The organism is Streptomyces sp. NBC_00310 (assembly GCF_036208085.1).
Classification (GTDB): domain Bacteria; phylum Actinomycetota; class Actinomycetes; order Streptomycetales; family Streptomycetaceae; genus Streptomyces.
Map to the genome: position 1 here is coordinate 6,396,761 of NZ_CP130714.1, position 22,626 is coordinate 6,419,386.

Genomic DNA, 22,626 nt, shown 5'->3' on the forward strand with positions numbered 1-22,626 from the left:
CGGGAGGGGTGAGGCGGCCTCGTCCGGCCCTCGCTTCGAGCGGGGGCCCTCGGGACCGGTGGGTTCTTCTCCTCCGGCCTCTCCTCCGGTCTCTCCTCCGGTCTCTGCTCCCGGCCCTCCTCCTGCCCCCTCCTCCCGCCACCCTCCTCCGGTCACCGGTCCTCCAGGGCCTTGTCGATCTTCGTCGCGGTTGTTCTGGCGACGGCCGTGGGGGAGGCCGTGCCGGTGAGTACGGACTGTTCGGCCTCGGCGACGGCCTGGGAGGCGTCGGCGTAGCCGGGACCGTACTGGCGTGGACGGGCGAGGGGCAGCTGGCTGAGGAAGAGCCGCAGGGCCGGGTCGGAGGACCAGGTGCCGGTGTCCGCGAGGTCCTCGCGGGCGGGGAGGTTGCCGAGCGCCACCAGATACGGCACCAGGACCGAGGGCCGCTGGGTGTACTCCAGGACCTGCCAGGCCTTGTCCTGGTGGTCGCTGCTCGCCATCACCACCCAGTTCTCACCGCCCAGACAGGTCGCCGCTTCCTTGTCGCGGGGCAGCGCGACCACGCCGTACTCCAGGTCCGTCTTCTTGATGGTCGGCAGCTGCCACGGGCCGTTGATCTGCAGCGCGGCCCGCCCGTTGACGAACCGGGTGTTGACGTCCTGCTGGGTCCAGCCCACGCACTGCTCGGACAGCGAGCCCTTGGCGACGAGGTCGTCGAGGAAGGCGAGCGCGGTCGCTCCGTACGTCGCGAAGGTGTCCAGGTCGCCGCCGGCCTGCCACAGGAACGGCAGGAACTGGAACACGCCCTCCTCCGTCCTGATCGCGCTCATCGCGAGGCCGAACCGCTCCCCGCTGGTCAGCCGCTGTGCCGTGTCCGCGAGCTGGTCCCAGGTGGTCGGCGGCTCCACACCGGCGGAGTCGAGCATCCGGGTGTTGTAGTAGAGGGCGAGGCAGTTGCTGTTGTTGGGGATGCCGAGGCTCTTGCCGTCGACCTGGCAGCCGTCCCAGGGGCCCTTGTAGTACTGGTCGGCCTGCCCCCACGCCTCGACCCGCTCGGTGAGGTCCGCGAGGAGGCCGCTGCCGGCCAGCGAGTTCATGGAGACGTTGTCGACGATCGCGATGTCCGGGAGGTCGCCGGAGACCGCGCCCAGGGTGATCTGCCGTTCGAGGTCGGCGAAGGGGAAGGTACGGCGTTCGATGCGTACGCCGGGGACCTCGGCCTCGATGTCCTTGATCAGCCGGGTGAAAGCGGGCTGGAAGTTGTCCAGGGTGAAGTAGTCCCACCAGGTGAGGGTGACCGTGCCGCTCTCCTTGTCCGAGCCGCAGGAGGTCAGCGCGGAACCGAGCCCGAGGGCGGCGGCTCCCGCACCGGCGGCACGCAGGAGACCGCGGCGGTCGACGGGGTGGGACATGCGGTGCTCCCTGGGGGTGTCGGGGACGGCGTGGGGTTCGGAGGACGCGGGGTTTGGCAGACGTGCGGCTCGGCAGGCGTGCGGCTCGGAGGGTGCCGGGTTCGGCAGGCGTGCGGCTCGGAGGATGCGGGGCTCGGAGGGTGCGGGGCTCGGAGGATGCGGGGCTCGGAGGATGCCGGGTTCGGCAGGCGTGGGGCTCAGAAGTCGGGCCCCCGCGGATCCGGCGGTTCCGCCGGACCAGGTGGACCCGCTGAGCCAGGCGGGTCGGGCGGGCCAGGCGGGTCGGGCGGGTCGGGCGAATCCGGGAACTGGTCGAGATCCGGGAACTGGTCGAGGTCCGGGAACCGGTCGAGGTCCGGGAACTCCCGTTCGGGCTCCGAGCCGGGGACCGGGCGGCACGGGCCGGTACTGGCCCGGAGGGAGATCAGGGGCTTGAGGAGGACGTGCCGGGGTGGTGCGTCCGGCGCGGTGAGACGGCGGACGATCAGGTCGACGGCCACCCGGCTCATCTCCTTCGCGGGGATCTCGGCGGCGCTGAGCTGCGGGTTCACCTGTTCCGCCCAGTGGCCGGCGGCCACGCCGACGACCGAGAAGTCGCGCGGGACGTTGCGGCCGCGCCGCAGGAGACCCCGGTAGAGGCCTTCCAGCGCGGCTTCGTTCATGGTGACGAGGGAGGTGGTCGCCGGGTCGTCCAGCAGGATCCGCTCCAGGACCGCCTCGCCGGCGGTGACCTCGTCGTCGCAGAGGTACGCGTGCGGGGTGAGCACCTGCTCCGCCATGGCCTTGGTGTAGCCCTCCAGACCGAGGTGGGCGAAGCCGTAGCCGCTCTGGAAGAGCTGCTCGGACCTGTTCACGAAGGCGATCCTGCGATGGCCCAGGTCGGCCAGGTGATACACACAGCCCCGGGCCAGACCCGCGAAGTCCAGGTCGACCCAGCTCGTCTCCTCCGCCCGGCTGTTGCGGCCGATCGTCACGAACGGGAACCCGGTCCTCGCCAGGTGCTCCACCCGGTCGTCCTCCAGTTTGATCTCCATCACGATCACCCCGTCGACCCGGCCCCTGTCCACCATCCGCCGGAACGAGCTGTCGCTCGCGCGGTCGGCGGGCGACAGCAACACGTCGTAGTCGTGCGCCGTCGCCGCCTCCGCCACCCCGCCGATGAACGCCAGCTGCATGCCGGTGTAGTCACGGTTCCGTCCGGCGGGGGGATAGACGAGGCCGAGGGCGCGGCCGGAGGGCTCGGGGGCAGGGGTGGGCGCAGGGGAGGCGGAGGCGGCGGCGGAGGTGAGGTGGCCGGTCATCGTCAGGCGGTCGGGAGGGGCTGTTCGGCCCAGATGGTCTTGCCGGTGGAGGTCTGGCGCGTGCCCCAGCCCTGGGTGAGCTGGGCGACCATGTGCAGGCCCCGGCCGCCCTCGTCGTAGGCGCGGGCACGGCGCAGGTGGGGCGCGGTGCTGCTCGCGTCGGAGACCTCGCAGATGAGGGTGCGGTCGCGGATGAGGCGGAGGCCGATGGGGACGGCGCCGTAGCGGATGGCGTTGGTGACCAGTTCGCTCACCACCAGTTCCGTGACGAACGCCGCCTCCTGCAGGCCCCACACGGCCAGTTGGCGGGACGCCTGCGCCCGGGCGTCCGCGACGATCGCCGGGTCGGACGGCACGGCCCACGCGGCGACCTGGTCCGTGTGCAGCGCGCGCGTGCGGGCGAGGAGCAGCGCGACATCGTCGGCGCGGGTCTCGGCCAGCAGCGCCTCGAGCACGGTGTCGCAGGCGGCCTCCAGGGAGGGGACGGGGAAGGACAGGGCCTCGCAGAGACGGTCCTGGCCCAGCCCGATGTCGTGGTCGCGGGCCTCGACCAGCCCGTCGGTGTAGAACGCGAGGAGGCTGCCCTCGGGCAGTTCCACCTCGGTCGACTCGAACGGCAGACCGCCGACCCCCAGCAACGGGCCCGGCGAGAGCTTCACCACCTCGACCGTGCCGTCGGGGTACAGCACCGCCGGCGGTGGATGGCCCGCGCTGGCGAGGGTGCAGATCCGCGAGACCGGGTCGTAGACGGCGTACAGACAGGTCGCGCCGATCTCGGCGGCGGACGGCATCTCCAGGTCCTCGGGGATGCTCTCGTCGTCATAGGTGAGGTGGGTGACCAGGTCGTCGAGGTGGGTGAGGAGTTCGTCCGGCGGGAGGTCGACGTCCGCGAGCGTACGGACCGCCGTGCGCAGCCGGCCCATGGTCGCGGAGGCGTGCAGGCCGTGCCCGACGACGTCGCCGACGACCAGGGCGACCCGGGTGCCGGAGAGCGGCACCACGTCGAACCAGTCGCCGCCGACCCCCGCCCCCGAACCGGCCGGCAGATAGCGGTACGCCACCTCGACCGCCGCCTGCCTGGGCAGGTCGCGGGGGAGCAGGCTGCGCTGGAGGGTGAGCGCGTTGGTGCGTTCACGGGTGTACCGGCGGGCGTTGTCCACGCCCACGGCCGCCCGGCCCGCGAGTTCCTCGGCGAGCACCAGGTCGTCCTTCTCGAACGGCCTCGAATCGTCCCGTCGGGCGAAGAACGCCACCCCGAGCGTGATCCCCCGGGCCCGCAGCGGCGTGGCCATGACCGAGTGGAACCCGAACCGCCGGACGCGGTCCCTGCGCACCCCGTCCTTGTCGACCCACCGCAGATACTCGGGGTCGTCGACCCCGCTGATCAGCGGCTTCCCGCTGATGAGCGCTCGGGCGGGCGGGGAGAACGGGGGATAGGCGTCGAGCTCACCGAGCGGTACGGCGGCCTCCGGTACGCCCTCGTACGTGGACTGGTGCGCCGCCCGGCGCAGCGCGACGGCCGTGTCGAGCGGCCCCGGGGCCGGTTCCTGGCCGCGCAGCACGGAGTCGAGCAGGTCGACGCTGACGAAGTCGGCGAGCCGGGGGACCGCCAGGTCGGCCAGCTCCTGGGCCGTGCGGGTCACGTCCAGGGTGCTCCCGATCCGAGTGCCGGCCTCGTTCAGCAGCGCCAGCCGCTGCCGGGCCCAGTGCTCCTCACTGCTGTCGAAGGTCGCGGTGCCCACGGCGCACACCTCGCCCGTGGCGGGGTCCCTGACCGGCCACATCTCGGTGATCCAGGCCTGCTGACGCGAGGAGAACGGGCCGGGTGCGGTGCGCTCGTAACGCCTGGGCCGCCCCTCGTCCGCCACCTGCCGGACCAGCCGCAGGAACCCGTCCTCGGCCGCCTCGGCCGGGGATTCTCCGGACCTCGCGGTGTCCAGCCGCCACCCTGCCGCCCCGCGGGTGAACGTCGACATGCCGAGTGGGGACTGCGTGTGCGACCACTCGACCATCCGTCGGTCATCGGGCATCCGTCGGTTGTCGGTCGTCCTCCGGTCGTCGGCCGTCCGTAGGCCGCGCCCCGGCTCGGACGACCCGGCGGGCGCGGCCGGGGCCGCGAGGGCGGTGGAAGCGCTGGGAGCGGAAGCGCTGGGGCCGGAAGCGCTGGGGGCGGTGGCCGTGACGACGAAGGCCCGTGCCTCCCCGTCGGCGCCCAGCGAGGGTGAGCAGTGCAGGGTCAGCCGGACCAGATGACCGTCCCGGTGGCGGAGCGACGCCGTACCGCTGCCGCCTCGCCCCGGGGCGACACCCGGCCCGTCGAACGCGTCGACCAGCTCGGCCGCAGCCCGCCCCACCACCTCCGCGGCGCGGTGGCCCAGCAGCCGTCGAGCCCCCTCGCTCCAGCCCGTGACGAGACCCTGGGGGCTGACGGTGGCCGTGGCGGTTTCGGCCGCGTCCGCGGAGTGACCGGACGCGTGACCGGAAACCGGCCTGGCTGTATCCATTCCCGCTCACTCCGCGCCGGACGTGTCACTCATAGACCTCAGCCTGCGCGCTGCGCCGAAAACGGACAAGTCGGACCTGCCTCAGGAGTAATCGGACCTGTCTCCGGAGTGATGGAGCTGCCTCGGGAGTAATCGGGGCTGCCTCGGGAGCAAGCGGAGGCGCGGACCGGATGGTGTGCGCCGTTTGGGGGCTGTTCGTCGGGGGATCCCCCACCGCGCACTCGTGATCTGGACCTGGCGAAGACTGCACCCTGCACCCTGCACCCTGCACCCTGCACCCTGCACGGCTCGCGTCTCATCTCGGGCGTCCGGTGATCTGTGTGGTGAGCGTGGGCTATCCGTACACCCGGTCATGACAGCAACCTTGATCGGTTACACGAGGTGCAGCCTCGACAAGCAGGACCTCACTGCCCAGAGCGAGATCCTGCTCGGTCTCGGTGTGGCCGAGGATCGCATCCACCTCGACCATGAACTCACCGGCACCAACCGCGACCGGCCCGGCCTCGATCAGGCCCTGGCGGCGGTCCGGGCCGGCGACACCCTCGTCGTACCGAAGCTCGACCGGCTCGCCCGCTCGGTGCCTGACGCCCGTGGCATCGGCGACTCCCTCACCGTCCGCAACGTGAATCTCTCCCTCGGCGGCACGACGAGCAGCATGTCACCGGCGAGCGCGCCATCGTTGACCTCGCCGAACTGTTCTCCGTCTCTCGCGCGACGGTGTACCGGGTCCTGGAGCGCGCGGGAAGTCAGGAGCCCTCACGACCCGGCCGCAGTGTGCAGCTATTTGACCGATCGTTCTAGATACGCCTAGGGTCCTCGACGTGGCCAGGACCAAGGAATTCGATCCGGACGCCGCGCTGCAGTCGGCTCTTGAGCTGTTCTGGCGGCGCGGCTACGAAGCGACGTCGATGACGGACCTCGTCGAGCACCTCGGCATCGGCCGCGCCAGCATGTACGCGACCTTCGGTAGCAAGCACGAGCTGTATCTGAAGGCCATGGACCGGTACGCCGAGACGCGCGACCCGGCCCTCCTCGCCGAGTTGTCCCAGCCGGGCCCCGCACTGCCTGCGGTGCGGGCGGTGGTGCGCCGCTTCGCCGCAGAGGCCGCCTCCCCGGAAGGCCGGCTGAACGGCTGCTTCGTCACCAATACCGCGGCCGAGCTTGCCCCGCACGACCCTGAGGCGGCCCGCCGGGTCGAGATCAGCTGGGAGCGCGTCGAGACCCCGCTGTACTCCGCGCTCGTACGGGCCCAGGCTCAGGGCGAGCTGCCCGAGGGCCGCGATCCGCGCGCACTGGCCCGCATGCTGCTCGTCCTGCTGCAGGGCCTGCGGATTGTCGGCAAGGCGTCGAACGATTCCGCCCGGGTGCGGGACGCGGCTGAACAGGCCCTGGCCCTGCTGGACTGACTCACACCCACCGGAACAACCGGGCTCCCTTCCGCATGCCCAAATAATGAACCGATCGGTCAAATATCAGGAGGAAGGCATGACCGCCACAGGCGCTGCCCGCGTTGCCGCTATGCAGCAGCGATGCGCCTTCGTCCTCCTCGGTAGCGTCCAGACCACGCTGATCTTCACGCTCGCCGCGCTCGCCATACCGCTGCCCCTCATCGGGCGCGAATTCGACCTGCGGCGCGCCGACTTGATCCTGCTCAGCGCTGCCTACGGACTGACCTTCGCCGGACTGCTGCTCTTTGGCGGACGCCTCGCGGACCGCTGCGGCGGGCGGCGCGCCCTCACCGCAGGCCTGGTCCTCTTCGCCGCCGCCTCGGCCGCCGCCCCGCTCGCCCCCGGCATCGGGGCACTGCTCGCAGCGCGCTTCGCGCAGGGCGCGGGGGCGGCTCTGATCGCGCCCGCCGCCATGGCCGTGCTGCGCGCCGCCTTCCCCTCCCCCACCGCCTACGGCAGGGCGATGGCCACCTGGGGCGGGCTCTCGGTACTCGGCGCGACCGCAGGCAATCTGCTCTCGGGCGTCATCTCAGCGCTGCTGTCCTGGCGTTGGACCTTCGCCGTACCACTCGTGGTGGCCCTCGCAGCCCTCGCCCTCACGCCCCGGCTGCTGCCGAACACCACGCCGAGCCGGGGCAGGACCCTCGACCTGCCGGGTGCTCTGCTCGCCACCGCCGGGATCACCCTCGCCAGTTACGGGCTCGTCGTCACCGATACCCACCCCTGGTCGTCGGTCGGCGTCTTCGTGCCGCTGCTCTGCGGGGCCGCGCTGCTGGCCGCGTTCTGGTACGCCGAGCGCCGCGCCCGCGACCCGCTGCTGCCGCCCCGCTTCCTGCTCGACCGGCGGCGGGTCCTCGCTCTCGCGGCCATCGCACTGAGCGCTTGCGGAACCGCGATGGCCTTCGTGGTTCTCTCGCTCCACCTCCAGCAGGCGCGCGACTGGTCACAGCTGCAGACCTCGGCGGCGTTCGTACCGTTCGCTGTTGCGCTGATCGCCTCGGGCCGCGCGGCAGGACCGCTCATCGGCCGGTACGGGGCCCGAACCGTCACAGCCGCCGGGCTCGGCACCGGCGCGGCCGGGCTCGCCCTCCTCGCGCTCACCGGGATCGACGCACACATCTCCTACAGGTATGGACTGCTGCCGGGCCTCGTGCTGCTGCCGGCCGGCACGGCGGCCTCCTTCGCGGGAGCCGCCGTGCTCGCCATCGAAGGCGTGCCGCAGCAGCAGACCGGGCTCGCGGGCGGCGTGCTGAACACCGCGATGGAATTCGGCCCGACCGTCCTGTTCGCGATCCTGCTCACGCTCGGCAGCGATGCCTCGTCCCTGGCCGCAACAGGGGCCGCTCTCGCCGCCGTCGCCCTCCTGAACCACCGCACCAAGTAATCCATCACTCAAGGGAGCCGCCGAAATGAACCGCTTCACCGGCAAGACCGTCCTCGTCACCGGCGCAGGCTCCGGCCTCGGCCGCGCAATCGCGCTCGCGTTCGCAGCCGAGGGCGCATCCGTGGTCGCCGCCGGGCGCACCGCGGCCACACTGAACGAGACTGTCGGCCTCATCGAGGCCGAAGGCGGCACGGCCGCCGCCGTCACCGCCGATGTCACCGACTCCGGCCAGCTCCAGAACCTGGTACGCGAGAGCGTTACCCGCTTCGGTGGACTGGACATCGCGGTCAACAACGCCGGGATACTCCGCGGCACCGTGGCCGTCGGAGAGGTGAGCGAGGAGGACTGGGACGCGGTGCTGCGGACCAATGTCACCGGCGTCTGGCTGGCCATGAAGCACGAGATCGCCCACATGAAGGACAACGGTGGCGGCGCCATCGTCAATATCTCCTCCAACCTGGGCGCACACCTGCGGATCCCTCACGTTGCCGCGTACATCACCTCCAAGGCAGCGGTCTCTGCGCTGACCCGTGCCGCCGCTCTCGACCACATCCACCAGGGCATCCGCATCAACGCGGTCAGCCCCGGCGCCTCCGCCGCTCCCATGTCGCTGCGGCCAGGCGAGACCGAGGCCGACCGTGCCGAGCGAGTGAAGACAGAAAACCCGCTCGGCCGGGTCGCGGAGGCAGAAGAAGTGGCAGCCGCGGTGCTCTACCTCGCCTCGCCCGCGGCCGGCGCGGTGGTCGGCGCCGACCTGGTCATCGACAGTGGATCCTCGGCCTGACGGTTCGTAGGCTTCGGCGACACCCTTCCCCAGCACGGAACTTCGCCACGACGGGCTGGAACGCGAGCCACATCCCGCCCAGAGCGGCCGCACTGCCGTGCCGCCGGCGCCAACAGCGGCATCGACTCTGCGGAGCACGGAACTGGCCCGTCGTGGCCCTCGGATGGTCCTCGCCTGCCGCAGCGAGGCCCGTGGCAAGGCGGCCGAGGCACGATTGAAGGGTGGAATCCCGGTCTCCAAGGCACACTTCGTGCGTCTCGACCTCACAGCACGGACCTGACCTCAATACCGGACTTCGCGGCCTTGACGCTGCCGGACACTCGCCGACCGTCACCGTCCATGACCGACGCGGGGTCTCTCGTGCCGCGGTCGGCTCGGTTCCTCCGCGTCGAGTCGACGTCCAGGTGCGGGTCGAACGCTGGCGGTGCGGTGTTCGCCGCGGTCGACCCGACGCATTCGGCTCGCTGGTGGGCCGGGCACTGCGCCCAGACCGCAGCCCGTGCGGCTGAGCCCAGGACGACGCAGAGGACCCCGGCGATCAAGCTGCCGTGGGCCCTCTGTTGTCCAACCTTCGATCCGCAGGCTACTGGCGGGTTACTTGTCGGTTGGTCCGCCGCTCGTCAACGGCACCCCCTTCCGCCCGCATCCCGCTCCATCGGCACGTTCAATCGGCAGGGGCGGCACGGGCGTTGACCCGTCCCAGGAGCACCAGCAGAATGAGCCCGCACGCGCTTGAGAGCGCTCTCAGAACTCGACTCCGGGCATGCCCTCAGGCCCGCACTTCCAAGGGAGACCCATGACCGGCAGCATCGGCAGTCCCGGCAGTCCCGGCAGTCCCGGCAGTCCCGGCAGCCCCGGTAGTCCTGGCAGTCCCAGTATGACCGGCGGCCCCGGCAGACAGGGTGCCCCGGCGTTCGGCCGCCGGGCGCTCCTCGGCGCCGGTCTCGGAACGGCGGCGGCGCTCACCGTCGTCGGCTCGGGTCCGGCCCACGCGGCGCCCCGGGCGGCCGAGGCCTCGGCCCGGCGGCGCGGGCAGGCCTTCCTCGCCGCCGCCATGGACGCCTACCCCGACCACGGCGACCTCCGGCTGACCCAGAGCTACACCGACCAGGCGGGCCTGTTCAGCACGGCGTTCACCTACGACAACGCCCTCGCGATCCTCGCCCACCTCGCCGTGCGCACGGAGGACGGACGGGCCAGGGCGGTGGCGCTCGGGGACGCGCTGATCCACGCCCAGGAGCACGACCCGGCGTACGACGACGGCCGGCTGCGCCAGGCGTACAACGTCGGGCCGTACGTCTACTACGACGGCGTACCGCAGCCGGACGGGTTCGTCCGGGCGGACGGGACGGCCAACGTCGGCACGCAGTTCGGCTTCACGGGGACGGCCGTCGGGGACATGGCCTGGGCGGGGATCGCGCTGAGCGCGCTGGCCCGGCGGACCGGGGCGCGGCGCTTCCTCGCCGCGGCGGTGCGGATCGGGCAGTGGATCGAGCGGACCGGCCGTACGGACGAGCCCCTCGGCGGCTACAAGTTCGGTGTGAACGGGGCGAACGAGAAGCTGCCGTTCACCTCGACCGAACACAACACCGACCTGGTCTGCCTGTTCGGACGGCTCGCCCGGCTCACCGGCGACCGGGTGTGGTGGGAGCGCCGCGCGCGGGCCGAGGCCTTCGTGAAGCGGATGTGGGAGCCGTCGGGGGGCTCGTCGGGCGGCGGCTTCTTCTACACCGGCACCAACGACGGGGTGACCGTCAACAAGTCGCCGATCCCCGAGGACACCCAGACCTGGACCCACCTCGCCCTCGACGCGAACCGCTACTCGGACCGCTACTCCCGCTCCCTGGACTGGGCGGCCGCGGAACTCGCCGTCCTCGACCACGCCGAGCGGCGCAACAGCACGGTCCCCGCAGGACAGTCGTACGAGGGCGTCACCTTCAGCTCGGCCAGTCTCCTCGCGAACGAGGACGCGCCCATCGCCGAGTTCCAGCCCAAGCCGAACCGCAACGGCGTCTGGTTCGAGGGCACCGCCCACCTCGCGCTCGCCCTGCGCGACCGGGGCGCGCGCGGCGACGAGTCCCGCGCCCGGCGCCTCCTCGCCTCCCTCGAACGCGCCCAGGACCACCTCGGCACCGCCCAGACCGTCGGCGGCCGGCCCCTCCCCGCCCGCTCCGGCATCGTCTCGGCCAGCAGCCCCCTCGACACGGGCTTCGGCTTCGGCTACTACCCCTACCGGCACACCGGCGCCACGGCCTGGTACCTGATGGCGGCGGTGCGCGCGAACCCGCTGCGGGCCTGATACCTGCGTCCGCACCGGGACCTGGAGCGCTGACCAGTGCTCCAGGCACGGGAGTTGACACGTCCCGTCACGGTGGGAGAGGGCGTGTGACGCCGGCGGTCAGCCCTCTCCGCGCCTCGCCGTGCGCTCCCGGTGTCCCGCCCGGTCGGGCCGTCCCGCGTACGACGGCGGCTGCGGCACCACGCCGAACCACAGCTCGGGCGCCCACCGGCGCAGGGCCTGCTCGTAGGGCCTGTGGGCGTGGGGGAGGCGGATACGGTAGCGCAGGCGGGGCAGTCCGGGCCGGAGCGGTTCCGTGTCACGGACGAACTGCCACAGCAGCGGGTCGTCGCGGTCGATCTCGTCCCGGGGGCACAGTTCGACGGTGGAGATCTGGTGCGTCCAGTAGACACCCACTCCGGCGAGCGAGTCCCAGCGGATCAGCGCGATCTCCTTGCCCCGGATCCACCAGAATCCCGTCGCGTCGAAAGCTGCCACCCATCGGCGGGTCCGCCAGGCGGAGACGACCGGAACGGCGAACAGCAGCGCCATCAGGAGGAACAACACGGGGCCCCAGAAGGCGAACAGGCCGTCGCTGTCGCGGCCGTACACCGCCTCGACCACGCCGAGCCCACCCGAGACGAGCGTCACCGGCACGAACAACAGGCTCCAGAGAAACCGCCGCCGACCGTACCGCACGACCGTCGCGTCGACAGCCGGCTCTGCCCCAGAGATCATGGGGCGGGACCCTAGCCGAGGAACAACACCCCCACCAGAGCCGCGACTGCCCCGGTCCGCTCGCACCTGTCCACCGGAGTCGTCCTCGGCCTCCCGTCACTTCAGCCGGGCGACGCGGTGCCGCCGTCGAGGAAGTCGTCACCTCAGTCCGGCGTGGTCCAGCCGTCGGCGAAGTCGCAGAGGCGGGTCATGCCCGTGAGCTCCCGGTCGGAGGCGTACGCGGGGCGGTCCGACTCGTGGACGACGGTGTCCACCCAGCGTTGGTAGGGGCCGCCGGGCGCGGCGAAGGGCGCCGCGTGGGTCGTGCCCAGACGACTGTCGACGTACAGGAGGGCCCCCATGGCCACGGGCTGGTCGTAGCGGAGGTCGGTGCGGGGCAGATAACGGTTCAGGTAGGCGGCGAGGATCTCCGCGTCCTCGTCGGTGCCGAAACGGGCCAGGGCGAAGCAGTAGCCCAGGCCCGCGTACACCGTCTCGCTGGCCAGCAGCAGTTCACCGAGGCGGGGGCGGTAGGAGGTCCGCCGGGATATGCCGATCAGCCACGCGGCGGTGAGACGGGGCCGCCAGCCCTCGAAGAGCAGGGCGTCCAGGTCGGCGTCCGGGATGGACGCGGCGTCGGCGAGCAGTGGGTGCAGGAACCGCCTCCGGGTGGCCCCCTCGAACCGCAGGAACCGGCCGCTCAGCAGTTCCCCGTAACGGCCGATGCTCCGCCGGTCGGCGCGCGGCTGGACGTACCGCTTGACAGCGTTCCACCGGACCGCCTCCTCCGGCGTCATGACCGGCACGCGCCACACCCGCGACCCGCGCAGCTCTCTCCGCCATCTCCGCTCCACCATGCCGGAAGCGTAGATCCAGGCAGCCGGCTCCGGAGAAGGCCGTGAACGCGGTGAGGGCCGTGCGGACCGTCGCAGGGCGGAAACGGTCGCGCAGAGCGGAAACGGCCGAGAATGACCGGCGTCGGCGGGGGCCTGATCCGTAATCAAGTGCGCGGGGGACAAATGGAGTCGGTGGAGTGGCGCGGGCCGCGCGGCGGGACGGCGAAGGGCCTGAACAGCGAAGTCGAGGAGTCGATGCGAAGTCTCCGGCGTGAACGACTAGCATCCCGGCCGTAAACAGTCGGTGGAGGACGGGAACCGGGTCGACGGTCGTCGGCCGCGCCGGTCGTCGTCGGCGGTCCGTGGACGGAATGGGGTTGGTGTCGTGGTGGAGGCCGGGCCTCGGGTCGCTGTCGCCGTGGTGACGATGGGCAATCGGCCCGCGGAGGTGGACGCGTTGCTCGCCTCCGTGGCCAAGCAGGACGTCGCGCCCGAGCGGATCGTCGTCGTCGGGAACGGGTGCCCCCTCCCCGAGTTCGCCGAACGGCTCCAACTGCCCGGCGAGGTCACCCTCATCGAGGTGGACGAGAACCTCGGCTGCCCCGGCGGCCGGAACGTCGCCCTGGAGCGGCTGCGGGCCTTCGGTGACGTCGACGTCGTCGTCGAACTGGACGACGACGGGCTGCTCGTCGACGCCGATGTGCTGCGCCGCGTACGGGACTTGTACGCCGCCGACCCGCGCCTCGGCATCGTCGGGTTCCGGATCGCCGACGAGCACGGCGAGACCCAGCGGCGGCACGTACCGAGGGTCGGCGCGAAGGACCCGATGCGCGGCGGTCCGGTCACCGGGTTCCTCGGCGGCGGGCACGCCCTCTCCATGACCATGCTCGGTGAGACGGGCGACTGGGCCGCCGAGTTCTTCTTCGCGCACGAGGAGACCGACCTGGCCTGGCGGGCGCTCGACGCCGGCTGGACCGTGCTGTACGCCCCCGAACTGCTGCTCCAGCACCCGAAGACCTCACCCGCGCGGCACGCCATCTACTACCGCGTCAACGCCCGCAACCGCGTCTGGCTCGCCCGCCGCCGCCTCCCGCTCCCGCTCATCCCCGTGCACCTGGGGGTCTGGGTCCTCATCACCCTGCTGCGCACGCGCTCGGCGGGCGGCCTGAAGGCGTGGTTCGGCGGCTTCGTGGAGGGTTGGCGCGAGTCGGGCGGCGAGCGCCGGCCCATGAGCTGGCGGACCGTCTGGCGCCTGACGCGGCTCGGCCGCCCGCCGATTCTGTAGGGCGGAACCGCCCGTCGATCCCGTGGCGCACAGCCGCCCGTCGATCCCGTAGGGCCGCCCCACGCCACATCCCGCACACACGAGTGCCCCGGTCGTTCACCCCCGCCGACCGGGGCACAGCGCTTTGTGCGGTTCCCGGATCCGGCGACGGCGGCGGCACTCCCCCGAGCTACGCGTCTCACGCGTGCGCCGTCGTCGCCGGATCCGATGAAGTGATCACATCAGGTCCCGCCAACGGATCGCTAACATGAGCCCAACGGTTCCACGAGGAGCCGTACGGGAGGCGGCGGCAGGTCGCCGTGGGGTGGGCCCGGAACGACGGTGCGGAAAGGCAGCGGACGGGTTCTATGCGGGACGGGCTGCGGTTCGGACTGCTCGGTCCGCCGGTTCTGTACGGGGCCGGGGGCGCGGATGACACCGAAGTCGCCGGGGACGCCGCGGGTTCCGGTGGCGGCCGTGCGGCCGGTGGCTCCGGTGGCGGCGTACGGTCCGTCGGCAGCGGCAAGATGCGAGCCCTGTTCGTCGCACTGCTGCTCGAACCTGGGCGGGTCGTCTCCGTCGACACCCTGAAGGACGTGCTGTGGGACGCGGCGCCACCGCCCTCCGCGCAGGCCTCCCTGCAGAACCATGTGACCCGGCTGCGCAGGTTGTTGGACGACCCCGAGCGGTTGCGCGCGATCCCGCCCGGTTATCTGCTGCGGGTGGACGAGGGCGAGTTGGACGTCCGCGTCTTCGAGAGCCACGCCCGTGCCGCCCGCACCGCCCACGCCGAGCGCGACTGGGCCCGGACCGTACGCGAGTCCACCGCCGCGCTCGCCCTCTGGCGGGGGAAACCGCTCGGCGGTCTGCCGGTCGAGGAGTTCCGCGCCCAGGCCTTCGTCCAACGCCTGGAGGAGGCAAGGCTGTTGCTCCTGGAGCGACGGTACGACGCCGAACTCCACCTCGCGGCCGACAGGGCGGGACCCGGCGGGCCGGAACCCGGCAGGGCGGAGGCGGAACCCGCCGGGGCGCACGCGCTCGGCGCGCTCGCCCCCGAACTCGCCGCCCTCGTGGCCGAGCACCCCCTGCGCGAGGCCTTCCACCGGCTCCTCATGCTCGTCCTGCACCGCACGGGCCGCCAGGCCGAGGCCCTCGCCGTGCACCGCGACCTCCGAGCCCGCCTCCTCGACGAACTCGGCGTGGAGCCGGGCCACGCCGTACGTGACGCCCACGTGGAGATCCTGCGCGAACAGCCCGCCGAGCCCCGCCCGACCCCACCCGACCCCCCTGCCGAGGAGCCCCCGCCCCGCCCGGCCCAACTCCCGCCACCCCCGGCCTATTTCACAGGCAGGACAGAGGTACTGGCCGAGCTGCGCCAGGAGTTGGCCGGGGGCGCATGTGACGAGACCTGCGCCCCCACCCCGCCAGGGGCGCGGGGAACTGCGCGACCAGCCACAACGAGCCCGCATCCGCCGACGCGCAGTCTCCCCCGAGCCCAGAGGCGCCCCGCTTCGCCGACGGCAGTCATCAGCGGCATGGCCGGCGTGGGTAAAAGCGCCCTCGCCCTCCACCTCGCCCACGAACTCTCCGAACACTTCCCCGACGGCCAGCTGTACATCAACCTCCACGGCGCCACCCCGGGCATGACCCCCCTCACCCCCGCCCAGGCCCTCGCCGCCCTGCTCCGAGACCTCGGCACCGCCCCCCGCCGCATCCCCGAACACCCGGACGCGGCGGCCGCGTTACTCCGCTCGACCCTCGCCCCCACCCGGACCCTGATGGTCCTGGACGACGCCGCGAACGCCGCCCAGGTGCGCCCCCTGCTCCCGGCGGGCCCCGGCTGCGCGGTCATCGTGACGAGCCGTTCGCCGCTCACCGCGCTGGACGGCGCCCACCGCTTCCCGCTCGCCCCGCTGTCGGACGACGAGAGCGCGGCCCTGCTGCGGGCCGCCTCGGGCCGCGCGGCGGGTCTGGACGCCGCGCACCCCCTCGTCGAACTCACCGGCCGCCTCCCGCTCGCCCTCCGCGTCGTCGCGGCCCGCCTCGCGGCCCGGCGCGCTCTCACCCCGGACGCGCTGGCAGGCCAACTGGCCGCCACGGAAGGGAGGTTGCAGCACCTCGAATATGACGACCTGAGCGTCCGCCGCTCCCTCGCCGTCGCCCACGAGGCCCTGCACGCCTCCGACCGCGAGGCCGACCGCGACGCCGCCCACGCCCTCCGCCGCATCGGCGCCCTCGACCTGCCCGCCTACGGCGCACCCCTCCTCGCCCGCCTCACCGGCACCGACGAGTCCCGCGCCGAGGCCGCCCTCGACCGCCTCGTCGACGTGGCCCTCCTGGAGGAGACGACGTATGGCCGGTACGTCCCCCACGACCTCGTACGTCACTTCGCCCGTGAACTCGCCGACTCGGCCACCGCCACCGAGACCGCCGCGGCCGTGGAGCAGGCCCTGCGCTGGTACACCGGTCGCGCCCGGCAGAGCCTGCTGGTGATGCTGCCACCGGGGTACGAGCGCGACGAACGCCTCCGCACGAGGCCGGAGACGTCCGAGCCGGCGGGCGCGGCCCCGGCTGCGGAATCCCCCGAGGAACGCCCGCCCACGGAACCGCCCTTCACCTCCGCCGAGGAGGCCTTCGCCTGGGGCGACCGCGAACTCCCCACCATCGTCGCCCTGGTGGAACGCTGCGCCCGCGACCACGGCGACGGCCGCACCGCAGGCACGGCCGGGACGGGCGCGGCGGCACTCGTCCCCACCCTGGTCCGCCACCTCTTCCCCTATCTGCACCGGGGCGGCCGGCTCGCCGAGCTGGACGTGCTCGGACGGCACGCGCTGAACGTGGCGCGGTCCCTCGGCGAAGACGAGGCGGAGGCGTTCGCCCTCACCGACCGCGCGGGGCTGCACTTCATGTCCGGCCGGGCCTCGGAGGCGCTCGCCCTCAACGACGAGGGCCTGAAGCTGTGGCGCCGCCTCGGAGTGGTGTCGTGCGTACGGCGCTGCCTGAACAACCGGGGGCTCGTACTGGAGAGCCTCGGCCGGTACGAGGAGAGCGAGGAGACGCTCCGGCAGAGCCTGGAGCTCTCCCGGCAACTCGGTGACCCCTACGGCGAGGCGGTGACCTTCAGTCACCTCGGCAACCTGTACAAGCACACCGACGCGCGCGCCGCCATCGCCCACCACGAACGGAGCCTGGCGCTGGGCGAGATCGCCGACAGTCTCGTCGTACGGCACACCGCGCACTGCAACATCGGCTACGCCCACCTCCGCCTCGGCGAACCGGCCGCCGCCGTACGCAACTTCGAGCAGAGCCTGCGCATCCTCGGCGACGACGAGGACTGGCAGGGCGAGTCCAAGTCCCGGCTCGGCCTGGTACGGGCCCTGCGCGAACTCGGCCACCCGGACCGCGCGGCCCAGGAGTGCGCCGTCCTCCTCGACCTCGCCGAGCGCCGCGCCGACCAGTACGCCGTGGGCCTGGCCCGGCACCAGCGGGGGCTGCTGCTGCGGGCCGGGGGCCGTATGGAGGAGGCGTACCGCGAATGGGAGCGCGCACAGTCGATCCTGGAGGGCACGGACTCGACGGTGGCGGTGGAGCTGAGAGAACTGCTGAAGGACCGCGCTGTATAAGGGGCGCGGGGAGTGGTTGACCAGCCCGGGCGCGGCGGATCACCAGGGCACGGTCCTGCCCGGAGCGCGGCATGGTGATCGCACCGCATCCGGCAGGACCGTGCCTGACTGTGCACGGGTCGGCTTATTTACCGACTACGCCATGTGGTTCTGTTCTCTACCACTCGACTGTGGCGGTTCGCGTACTGCCGTTCTTCGCATCCGCCGGAAGGATGTAGCCACGGCCGGTCCACCTGTCCGTGTCGGGGTCCCAGCGGGTGGGGAAGGTGCTGATCTTCACGTTCTGGCCGGTCTTCCACCACCAACTGACGGTGTGGCAGCCGCCGTTCGCCTTGATGGTGTCACCCTCGTAGTAGCTCGTCCATGCGTTGTCCTGGTTCAGCCCCTCGATCTGGTACACGCGGTCCCGGTCCGTCGCGTTGCAGACCTTGACCTTGACCGACGGGTACGTCGCGGCCTGGGCCGTTCCGGACAGGGCCAGGCCGGTGATGCTGACAGTGGTAAGAGCGACTGCCGAAATCGTGCGCAATATCTTCGCCATTTGATTACACGCCTCTCTCCTGGATATATCCAGGATCGTTTTCTGTGGGGGTGGCGGCGTTATGTGGGCCAGATAAACAGGGGTAGGTGCTGCTGAATGGCCCACTCATGGGCTCCCTCGGTGTTATCGAGGAAGTGAGGAAAACAATTGCGCATTGATACTTGAAGTGTCAAATGATCACTTGGCCTTGGCTGACGAGCCGTCATGTACCCTTCAGGGCCTGGACTTTCGTCATTCTCGCGGTCGGTCCGGCGCAGCCGGTCGGGTCCTGTCGGCCATGATGGTGACTCGCACTGGACCAGCAGGTTCACGCGAAGGCACGGCTCCCGGTGGTCATGGAGTATCGAGTTCGCCGATCACCACAAACGTACGAGCGCGGGGAACGGCGCGACCGGTTCCCTGCAACCCGCGCCCATGAGCCGGTACCGCTGTTCCTCGGTCGATCGTGCTCACTTCGCCTCCGCATAACACTCCACCACCGCCGTGGTGAACGGAAACCGCACCGGCGTCTCCCCGAACGTCAGCCGTCCCGACAGTAGCGACGCCTCCCGGATCGCCGCCACGACCGCCTCCGCCTCCTGAGCCGGGCAGTGCACGATCACCTCGTCGTGCTGGAAGAAGACCAGCTCCGCGGCCATGCCGTCGAGGGCGCGGCGGAGGGCGGCGAGGAGGAGCAGGGTCCAGTCGGCGGCGCTGCCCTGGACGACGAAGTTGCGGGCGAAGCGGCCTCGGGCGCGGGAGTTGGTGGAGGCGTACCCCGGCACCCACTCACTCCCCTGTCCCTGTCCCTGTCCCTGTCCCTGTTCCGAGGGTCCGAGGTCGCTGTCGGCCTGGGGGAGGCCCGCCTCCTCGCCCGCCGCATCCGAAGCCCCGGCCGCCGGTGGACACGTACGCCCGAGCCAGGTCCGTACGAGCCGGCCCTCCTCGCCCGCGCGGGCCGCGTCGTCGACGTACCGCACGGCGCGGGGGAACCGTCGGCGCAGCGCGGCGAGGTTCTTGAGGCCGTCCCCGGAGGTCTGCCCGTACACGGCACCCAACACGGCGAGCTTGGCCTGCGCCCGGTCCCCGGAGAAGGCGCGGTCGGAGACGGCCTGGTAGAGGTCGGTCGCGCGGCCCGCGACCTCCATGAGCCCGGGATCGCGGGAGATGGCGGCCAGCACTCTCGGCTCCATCTGGTCGGCGTCGGCGACGACGAGCCGCCAGCCGGGGTCGGCGACGCAGGCGCGGCGGATCACCTTGGGGATCTGGAGCGCGCCCCCGCCGTTGGTGACCCACCGCCCGGTGACGGTGCCGTGCGCGAGGAACTCGGGCCGGAACCGCCCGTCCCGCACCCAGTCCTGCAGCCAGGACCAGCCGTGGGCGACCCAGATCCGGTACAGCCGCTTGTATGCGAGGAGGGGTTTCACGGCAGGGTGATCAAGGGTCTCGATCTCCCAGCGGCGGGTGGAGCCGATCCGGATCCCGGCCTGCCCGAAGGCCTTGACGACATCGGCGGGCAGATCGGGCCGCACCCGCCGCCCGAAGGCGTTCGACACCTCCTCGGCGAGCTCCGCGAGGCGACGTGGTTCGCCCCCGCCCGGGTACCGCTCGCCGAGCATCTCGTGCAGCACCTCCCGGTGCACATCGGCCCGCCACGGCAACCCCGCCCTGTTCATCTCGGCGGCGACGAGCATCCCGGCCGACTCGGCGGCGGTCAGCAGCCGCATCCGGTCCGGGTGGGCGGTGGCGTCGTGCCGTCGCTGCTGGTCCGCGTACACCTCGACGAGGTCGGTGAGGGGGACGTGGACGGGGCGGGGTTCGAAGAGGGAGGGCTGGGCACCGGGGTCGGCGGAGCGGAGGGGCGGATCCGGCGGGACGGGTGCGTTGCGCAGACGGGCGAGAGCGGCGGCGGCGGACCGGGGTTCCCCGAGACGCCCCTCGTGCCCCAGGAGCAGGCTCTCGGCGTCCTCGATGTCGTAGCACCGCTCCACGCGGATGCCCTCGGCGAGCAGACGGGGGTAGATCTCGGTGGTGGCCCGCCACACCCACCGACCGACGTCCGGCTGCCGCCGTCGCACAGCCTCCGCCGGATCCGCCTCCCAGGTCACCGGCCCCGCGAGCACGCCGTCGGCCCCGAGGGGGGCGACCTCCACGCCACCGTCCTCGGTCGTCGCGAGCGCCCACCGGTCGGTCATGGGTGCGAGTGTGGCAGGGGGGTCTGACAATGACCGGGAGCGGCGGGCGGGCCCGGCGGTGGGCCGGCCGTCGTGGACGAGCGAGCACCCCGACAGCACGGGCACACACGTCTGTCGGGGGTGCTGCTGGGCCCCGGACGGGGACCGGCTACGCCCGGCCCACGATGTGGGCGTTGCCGCGCGAGGTCTGAACAGGCTGGCGGCACTCCGGCGCGGCCGGGGGCGCCGGGTGCCCGTCGAGGGCGCGGCACAGGGCAGCGTGCAGATGCTCGGCGTCGACCAGGGACAGCATCAGCTCCACCTCCGTCGCATCGCATCCATTCCGCTCCTGGCCGCCCGGGCATCGACGAACGGCGGTTGACTTACTGGGGCTGACAGAGGCGGACGGCTCCCAGAATCACCTGCCCTGTGCATCATGGCGACCGATTCTTCTGCGACGCGTAGCGACCGGAGCTGCCTTCAAACGGTTTGAACCGACCGGACCCGGAGTTCGGTATTTCAGTGCAAGGGCCGCACCGCCGCAGGAACATGAGTAGTCGTCAACTGCGGCTAGAAGTCAGCGGATTGCGTCGGTCGGCGGCGTGTAGTGTCCCGTTGCGTGCTGGCTGAACGACGACACCAACTCATTTTGCGGGCCCTCCGTTCTGGCGGCACCGCCTCCGTGGCCGACCTCGCCGAGCAGCTTGATGCCAGCGGAGCGACAATCCGCCGTGACCTCCTCAAGCTGGAGGCGGACGGACTGCTCACTCGTGTCCATGGTGGAGCGGTCATCGACGAGGAGCGAGCTCCCTTCAACGAGGCCGCCGAGATGCTGGTGGCGGAGAAGGACGCCATTGCCGCCCGAGCGGCCGCAATGATCGAGGACGGTCAGTCGATCATTCTCGACAGCGGCACAACGGTTCACCGGCTGGCACTGCAACTGCACGGTCGCCGACTTACCGTGATCACCAACAACCTCGCCGTGTATGACGAACTCATCGATGACGAGAACATCGACCTGATGCTGCTCGGGGGCATGGTCATCCGTGAGTCACGCATGCTGGACGGTTTCATGACGGAGGACAACCTCCGCCAAGTTCACGTCGACTGGCTGTTCATGGGCGCTTGTGGCCTCCGCCCCGGGGGCCAGATCATGGACACCACAGTGGCCGAGGTGCCAGCCCGACGCGCCATGATTGCCGCCGGCGACAGGGTGGTGCTCCTGGCCGACAAGAGCAAGTTCCCCGGAACCGGCATGGTGAAGATCTGCGGACCCGAGGACCTGGATGCGCTCATCACCAACGCATCTGAAGACGATGCGACCTGTATGGCCCTGCGTGAGGCCGGTGTGAGGGTGATCCTGACAGGTGAGACCACAGGCAGCGACTAACAAATCGACTTGTGCTGCCGGCAGACGATGAGGCAGCGGGCGAGCTCAAGGAACGTTTTGTGTATTTGGGCTCGCCGTTCCCATCGGATCCGCAGGCGCCCGGAAGCCGCCCCGCCATGCGAAACTCCGCTCTACGCCCCCTGCCAGCACGAGTCCTTCAGCCTCGACTCACACCATAGGCTTGACCAGGCAATTCAGAATGAAACGATCTCAGTAGGTGCCAAGGCGAGATTCCGCACAGCACCTTGCTGACAAGGGCTCAGTGACCCCGTCCCTCTTCCAGCGCCCGCAGCGCATCCGCCACGTCCGCCTCCGTGGCCTCCTTGGTCACGCCAAGGCCGCTCAGCACGCCCTCCCCGTTCTCGAACTCCAGCAGGGCGAGCAGGATGTGTTCCGTGCCGATGTAGTTGTGGCCGAGGCGGAGGGCCTCGCGGAAGGTGAGTTCGAGGACCTTCTTGGCTTCGGAGCCGTAGGGGATGAGCTCGGGCACCTCGGCGGAGGCCGGCGGCAGGACGGCGGTGGCGGCTTCCCGTACGGCCTCGGGGGAGACGCCCTGCGCGACGATCGCCTTGGCCCCGAGCCCCTCCGGTTCGGCGAGCAGGCCGAGGACGAGGTGGGCGGGCAGCCCCTCGACGGCGCCGGCGGCCTTGCCCTCGTTGTGCGCGGCCGTGACCACGTTCCGGGCGCGCGGGGTGAAGCGGCCGAACCCCTGGCTGGGGTCGAGATCGCCCTCGCCCTTCGGCACGAACCGCTTCTGCGCGGCCTGGCGCGTCACCCCCATGCTCTTGCCGATCTCCGTCCAGGACGCGCCCGAGCGCCGGGCCTGGTCCACGAAGTGGCCGATCAGGTGGTCGGCCACCTCGCCGAGGTGGTCCGCGGCGATCACCGCGTCCTGGAGCTGGTCGAGCGGTTCCGGGTGGACCTTCTTGATGGCGTCGATGAGTTCGTCGAGACGGATGGACGCGGTGATGCGCGGGTTCGTCGTCATGTGTCAACCGTAGGTTGACAG

Annotated in this window: 17 protein-coding genes and 1 pseudogene; 8 read left to right on the forward strand and 10 right to left on the reverse strand. The window is 71.6% G+C overall.

The window, feature by feature from the left end; all coding sequences use genetic code 11:
* Positions 1-152: 152 nt before the first annotated feature.
* The 3 genes from OG202_RS27960 to OG202_RS27970 all read right to left on the reverse strand — a co-directional run bounded on the left by OG202_RS27960 (position 153) and on the right by OG202_RS27970 (position 5,199).
* The gene (locus OG202_RS27960; protein WP_326579494.1) at positions 153-1,394 is read right to left on the reverse strand and encodes a sugar ABC transporter substrate-binding protein; all 1,242 of its coding nucleotides are present in this window, start codon (positions 1,392-1,394) and stop codon (positions 153-155) included.
* A gap of 197 nt (positions 1,395-1,591) precedes the next feature.
* Complete coding sequence (locus tag OG202_RS27965) at positions 1,592-2,695, reverse strand: LacI family DNA-binding transcriptional regulator (protein ID WP_327728374.1); 1,104 nt, start codon at positions 2,693-2,695, stop codon at positions 1,592-1,594.
* Between the two features lie 2 nt (positions 2,696-2,697).
* Positions 2,698-5,199, reverse strand: a complete 2,502-nt coding sequence (locus OG202_RS27970; protein ID WP_328223789.1) for a SpoIIE family protein phosphatase — start codon at positions 5,197-5,199, stop codon at positions 2,698-2,700.
* 352 nt (positions 5,200-5,551) lie between these two features.
* Between OG202_RS27970 and OG202_RS46595 the strand changes: the two genes are divergently transcribed.
* The 5 genes from OG202_RS46595 (at position 5,552) to OG202_RS28000 (ending at position 11,114) form a co-directional block, all read left to right on the forward strand.
* A complete protein-coding gene (locus OG202_RS46595) occupies positions 5,552-6,010 on the forward strand; it encodes a recombinase family protein (protein ID WP_327728372.1) in 459 nt (152 codons plus the stop codon).
* 10 nt (positions 6,011-6,020) lie between these two features.
* A complete protein-coding gene (locus tag OG202_RS27985) occupies positions 6,021-6,605 on the forward strand; it encodes a TetR/AcrR family transcriptional regulator (RefSeq protein WP_327728371.1) in 585 nt (194 codons plus the stop codon).
* 79 nt (positions 6,606-6,684) lie between these two features.
* Positions 6,685-8,031 carry an MFS transporter gene (locus tag OG202_RS27990; protein ID WP_327728370.1) on the forward strand — a complete coding sequence of 449 codons (1,347 nt, stop codon included), beginning with the start codon at positions 6,685-6,687 and terminating at the stop codon, positions 8,029-8,031.
* 25 nt (positions 8,032-8,056) lie between these two features.
* Positions 8,057-8,815 carry an SDR family NAD(P)-dependent oxidoreductase gene (locus OG202_RS27995; RefSeq protein WP_327728369.1) on the forward strand — a complete coding sequence of 253 codons (759 nt, stop codon included), beginning with the start codon at positions 8,057-8,059 and terminating at the stop codon, positions 8,813-8,815.
* 877 nt (positions 8,816-9,692) lie between these two features.
* Positions 9,693-11,114, forward strand: coding sequence for a Tat pathway signal sequence domain protein (locus OG202_RS28000; protein ID WP_327732154.1), 1,422 nt, complete (start codon positions 9,693-9,695; stop codon positions 11,112-11,114).
* Positions 11,115-11,213: 99 nt separating this feature from the next.
* Here the strand turns inward: OG202_RS28000 and OG202_RS28005 are convergent, their stop codons facing one another.
* On the reverse strand, positions 11,214-11,831 hold the full coding sequence (locus OG202_RS28005; RefSeq protein WP_327728368.1) for a hypothetical protein: 618 nt from the start codon (positions 11,829-11,831) through the stop codon (positions 11,214-11,216).
* Between the two features lie 143 nt (positions 11,832-11,974).
* On the reverse strand, positions 11,975-12,667 hold the full coding sequence (locus OG202_RS28010; RefSeq protein WP_327728367.1) for a DUF6000 family protein: 693 nt from the start codon (positions 12,665-12,667) through the stop codon (positions 11,975-11,977).
* Between the two features lie 364 nt (positions 12,668-13,031).
* On the opposite strand from OG202_RS28010, the gene OG202_RS28015 reads away from it, so the two are divergent.
* Entirely contained in the window at positions 13,032-13,931 is a 900-nt protein-coding gene (locus OG202_RS28015; RefSeq protein ID WP_327728366.1) for a glycosyltransferase family 2 protein, read from the forward strand.
* A 347-nt stretch (positions 13,932-14,278) separates the two neighbouring features.
* Positions 14,279-17,533 (forward strand): AfsR/SARP family transcriptional regulator, encoded by a 3,255-nt coding sequence (locus tag OG202_RS28020; RefSeq protein WP_327728365.1) that lies wholly within the window; start codon positions 14,279-14,281, stop codon positions 17,531-17,533.
* A 157-nt stretch (positions 17,534-17,690) separates the two neighbouring features.
* On the opposite strand, the gene OG202_RS28025 is transcribed toward OG202_RS28020, so the two are convergent.
* The 3 genes from OG202_RS28025 to OG202_RS28035 all read right to left on the reverse strand — a co-directional run bounded on the left by OG202_RS28025 (position 17,691) and on the right by OG202_RS28035 (position 20,540).
* Positions 17,691-18,074 (reverse strand): hypothetical protein, encoded by a 384-nt coding sequence (locus OG202_RS28025; protein WP_326579473.1) that lies wholly within the window; start codon positions 18,072-18,074, stop codon positions 17,691-17,693.
* Positions 18,075-18,523: 449 nt separating this feature from the next.
* Positions 18,524-20,248, reverse strand: coding sequence for a bifunctional 3'-5' exonuclease/DNA polymerase (locus OG202_RS28030; protein WP_328223790.1), 1,725 nt, complete (start codon positions 20,246-20,248; stop codon positions 18,524-18,526).
* A 148-nt stretch (positions 20,249-20,396) separates the two neighbouring features.
* Positions 20,397-20,540 (reverse strand): hypothetical protein, encoded by a 144-nt coding sequence (locus tag OG202_RS28035; RefSeq protein ID WP_327728363.1) that lies wholly within the window; start codon positions 20,538-20,540, stop codon positions 20,397-20,399.
* Between the two features lie 306 nt (positions 20,541-20,846).
* On the opposite strand from OG202_RS28035, the gene OG202_RS28040 reads away from it, so the two are divergent.
* The gene (locus OG202_RS28040) at positions 20,847-21,617 is read left to right on the forward strand and encodes a DeoR/GlpR family DNA-binding transcription regulator (RefSeq protein WP_327728362.1); all 771 of its coding nucleotides are present in this window, start codon (positions 20,847-20,849) and stop codon (positions 21,615-21,617) included.
* On the opposite strand, the pseudogene OG202_RS28045 reads toward OG202_RS28040, so the two are convergent.
* Positions 21,614-21,752 (reverse strand): annotated as a pseudogene (locus OG202_RS28045) (IS5/IS1182 family transposase); the annotation flags it as partial. The gene OG202_RS28040 and the pseudogene OG202_RS28045 overlap by 4 nt on opposite strands.
* Before the next feature lie 124 nt (positions 21,753-21,876).
* On the reverse strand, positions 21,877-22,605 hold the full coding sequence (locus OG202_RS28050) for a Clp protease N-terminal domain-containing protein (RefSeq protein WP_328223791.1): 729 nt from the start codon (positions 22,603-22,605) through the stop codon (positions 21,877-21,879).
* Between the last annotated feature and the right edge of the window lie 21 nt (positions 22,606-22,626).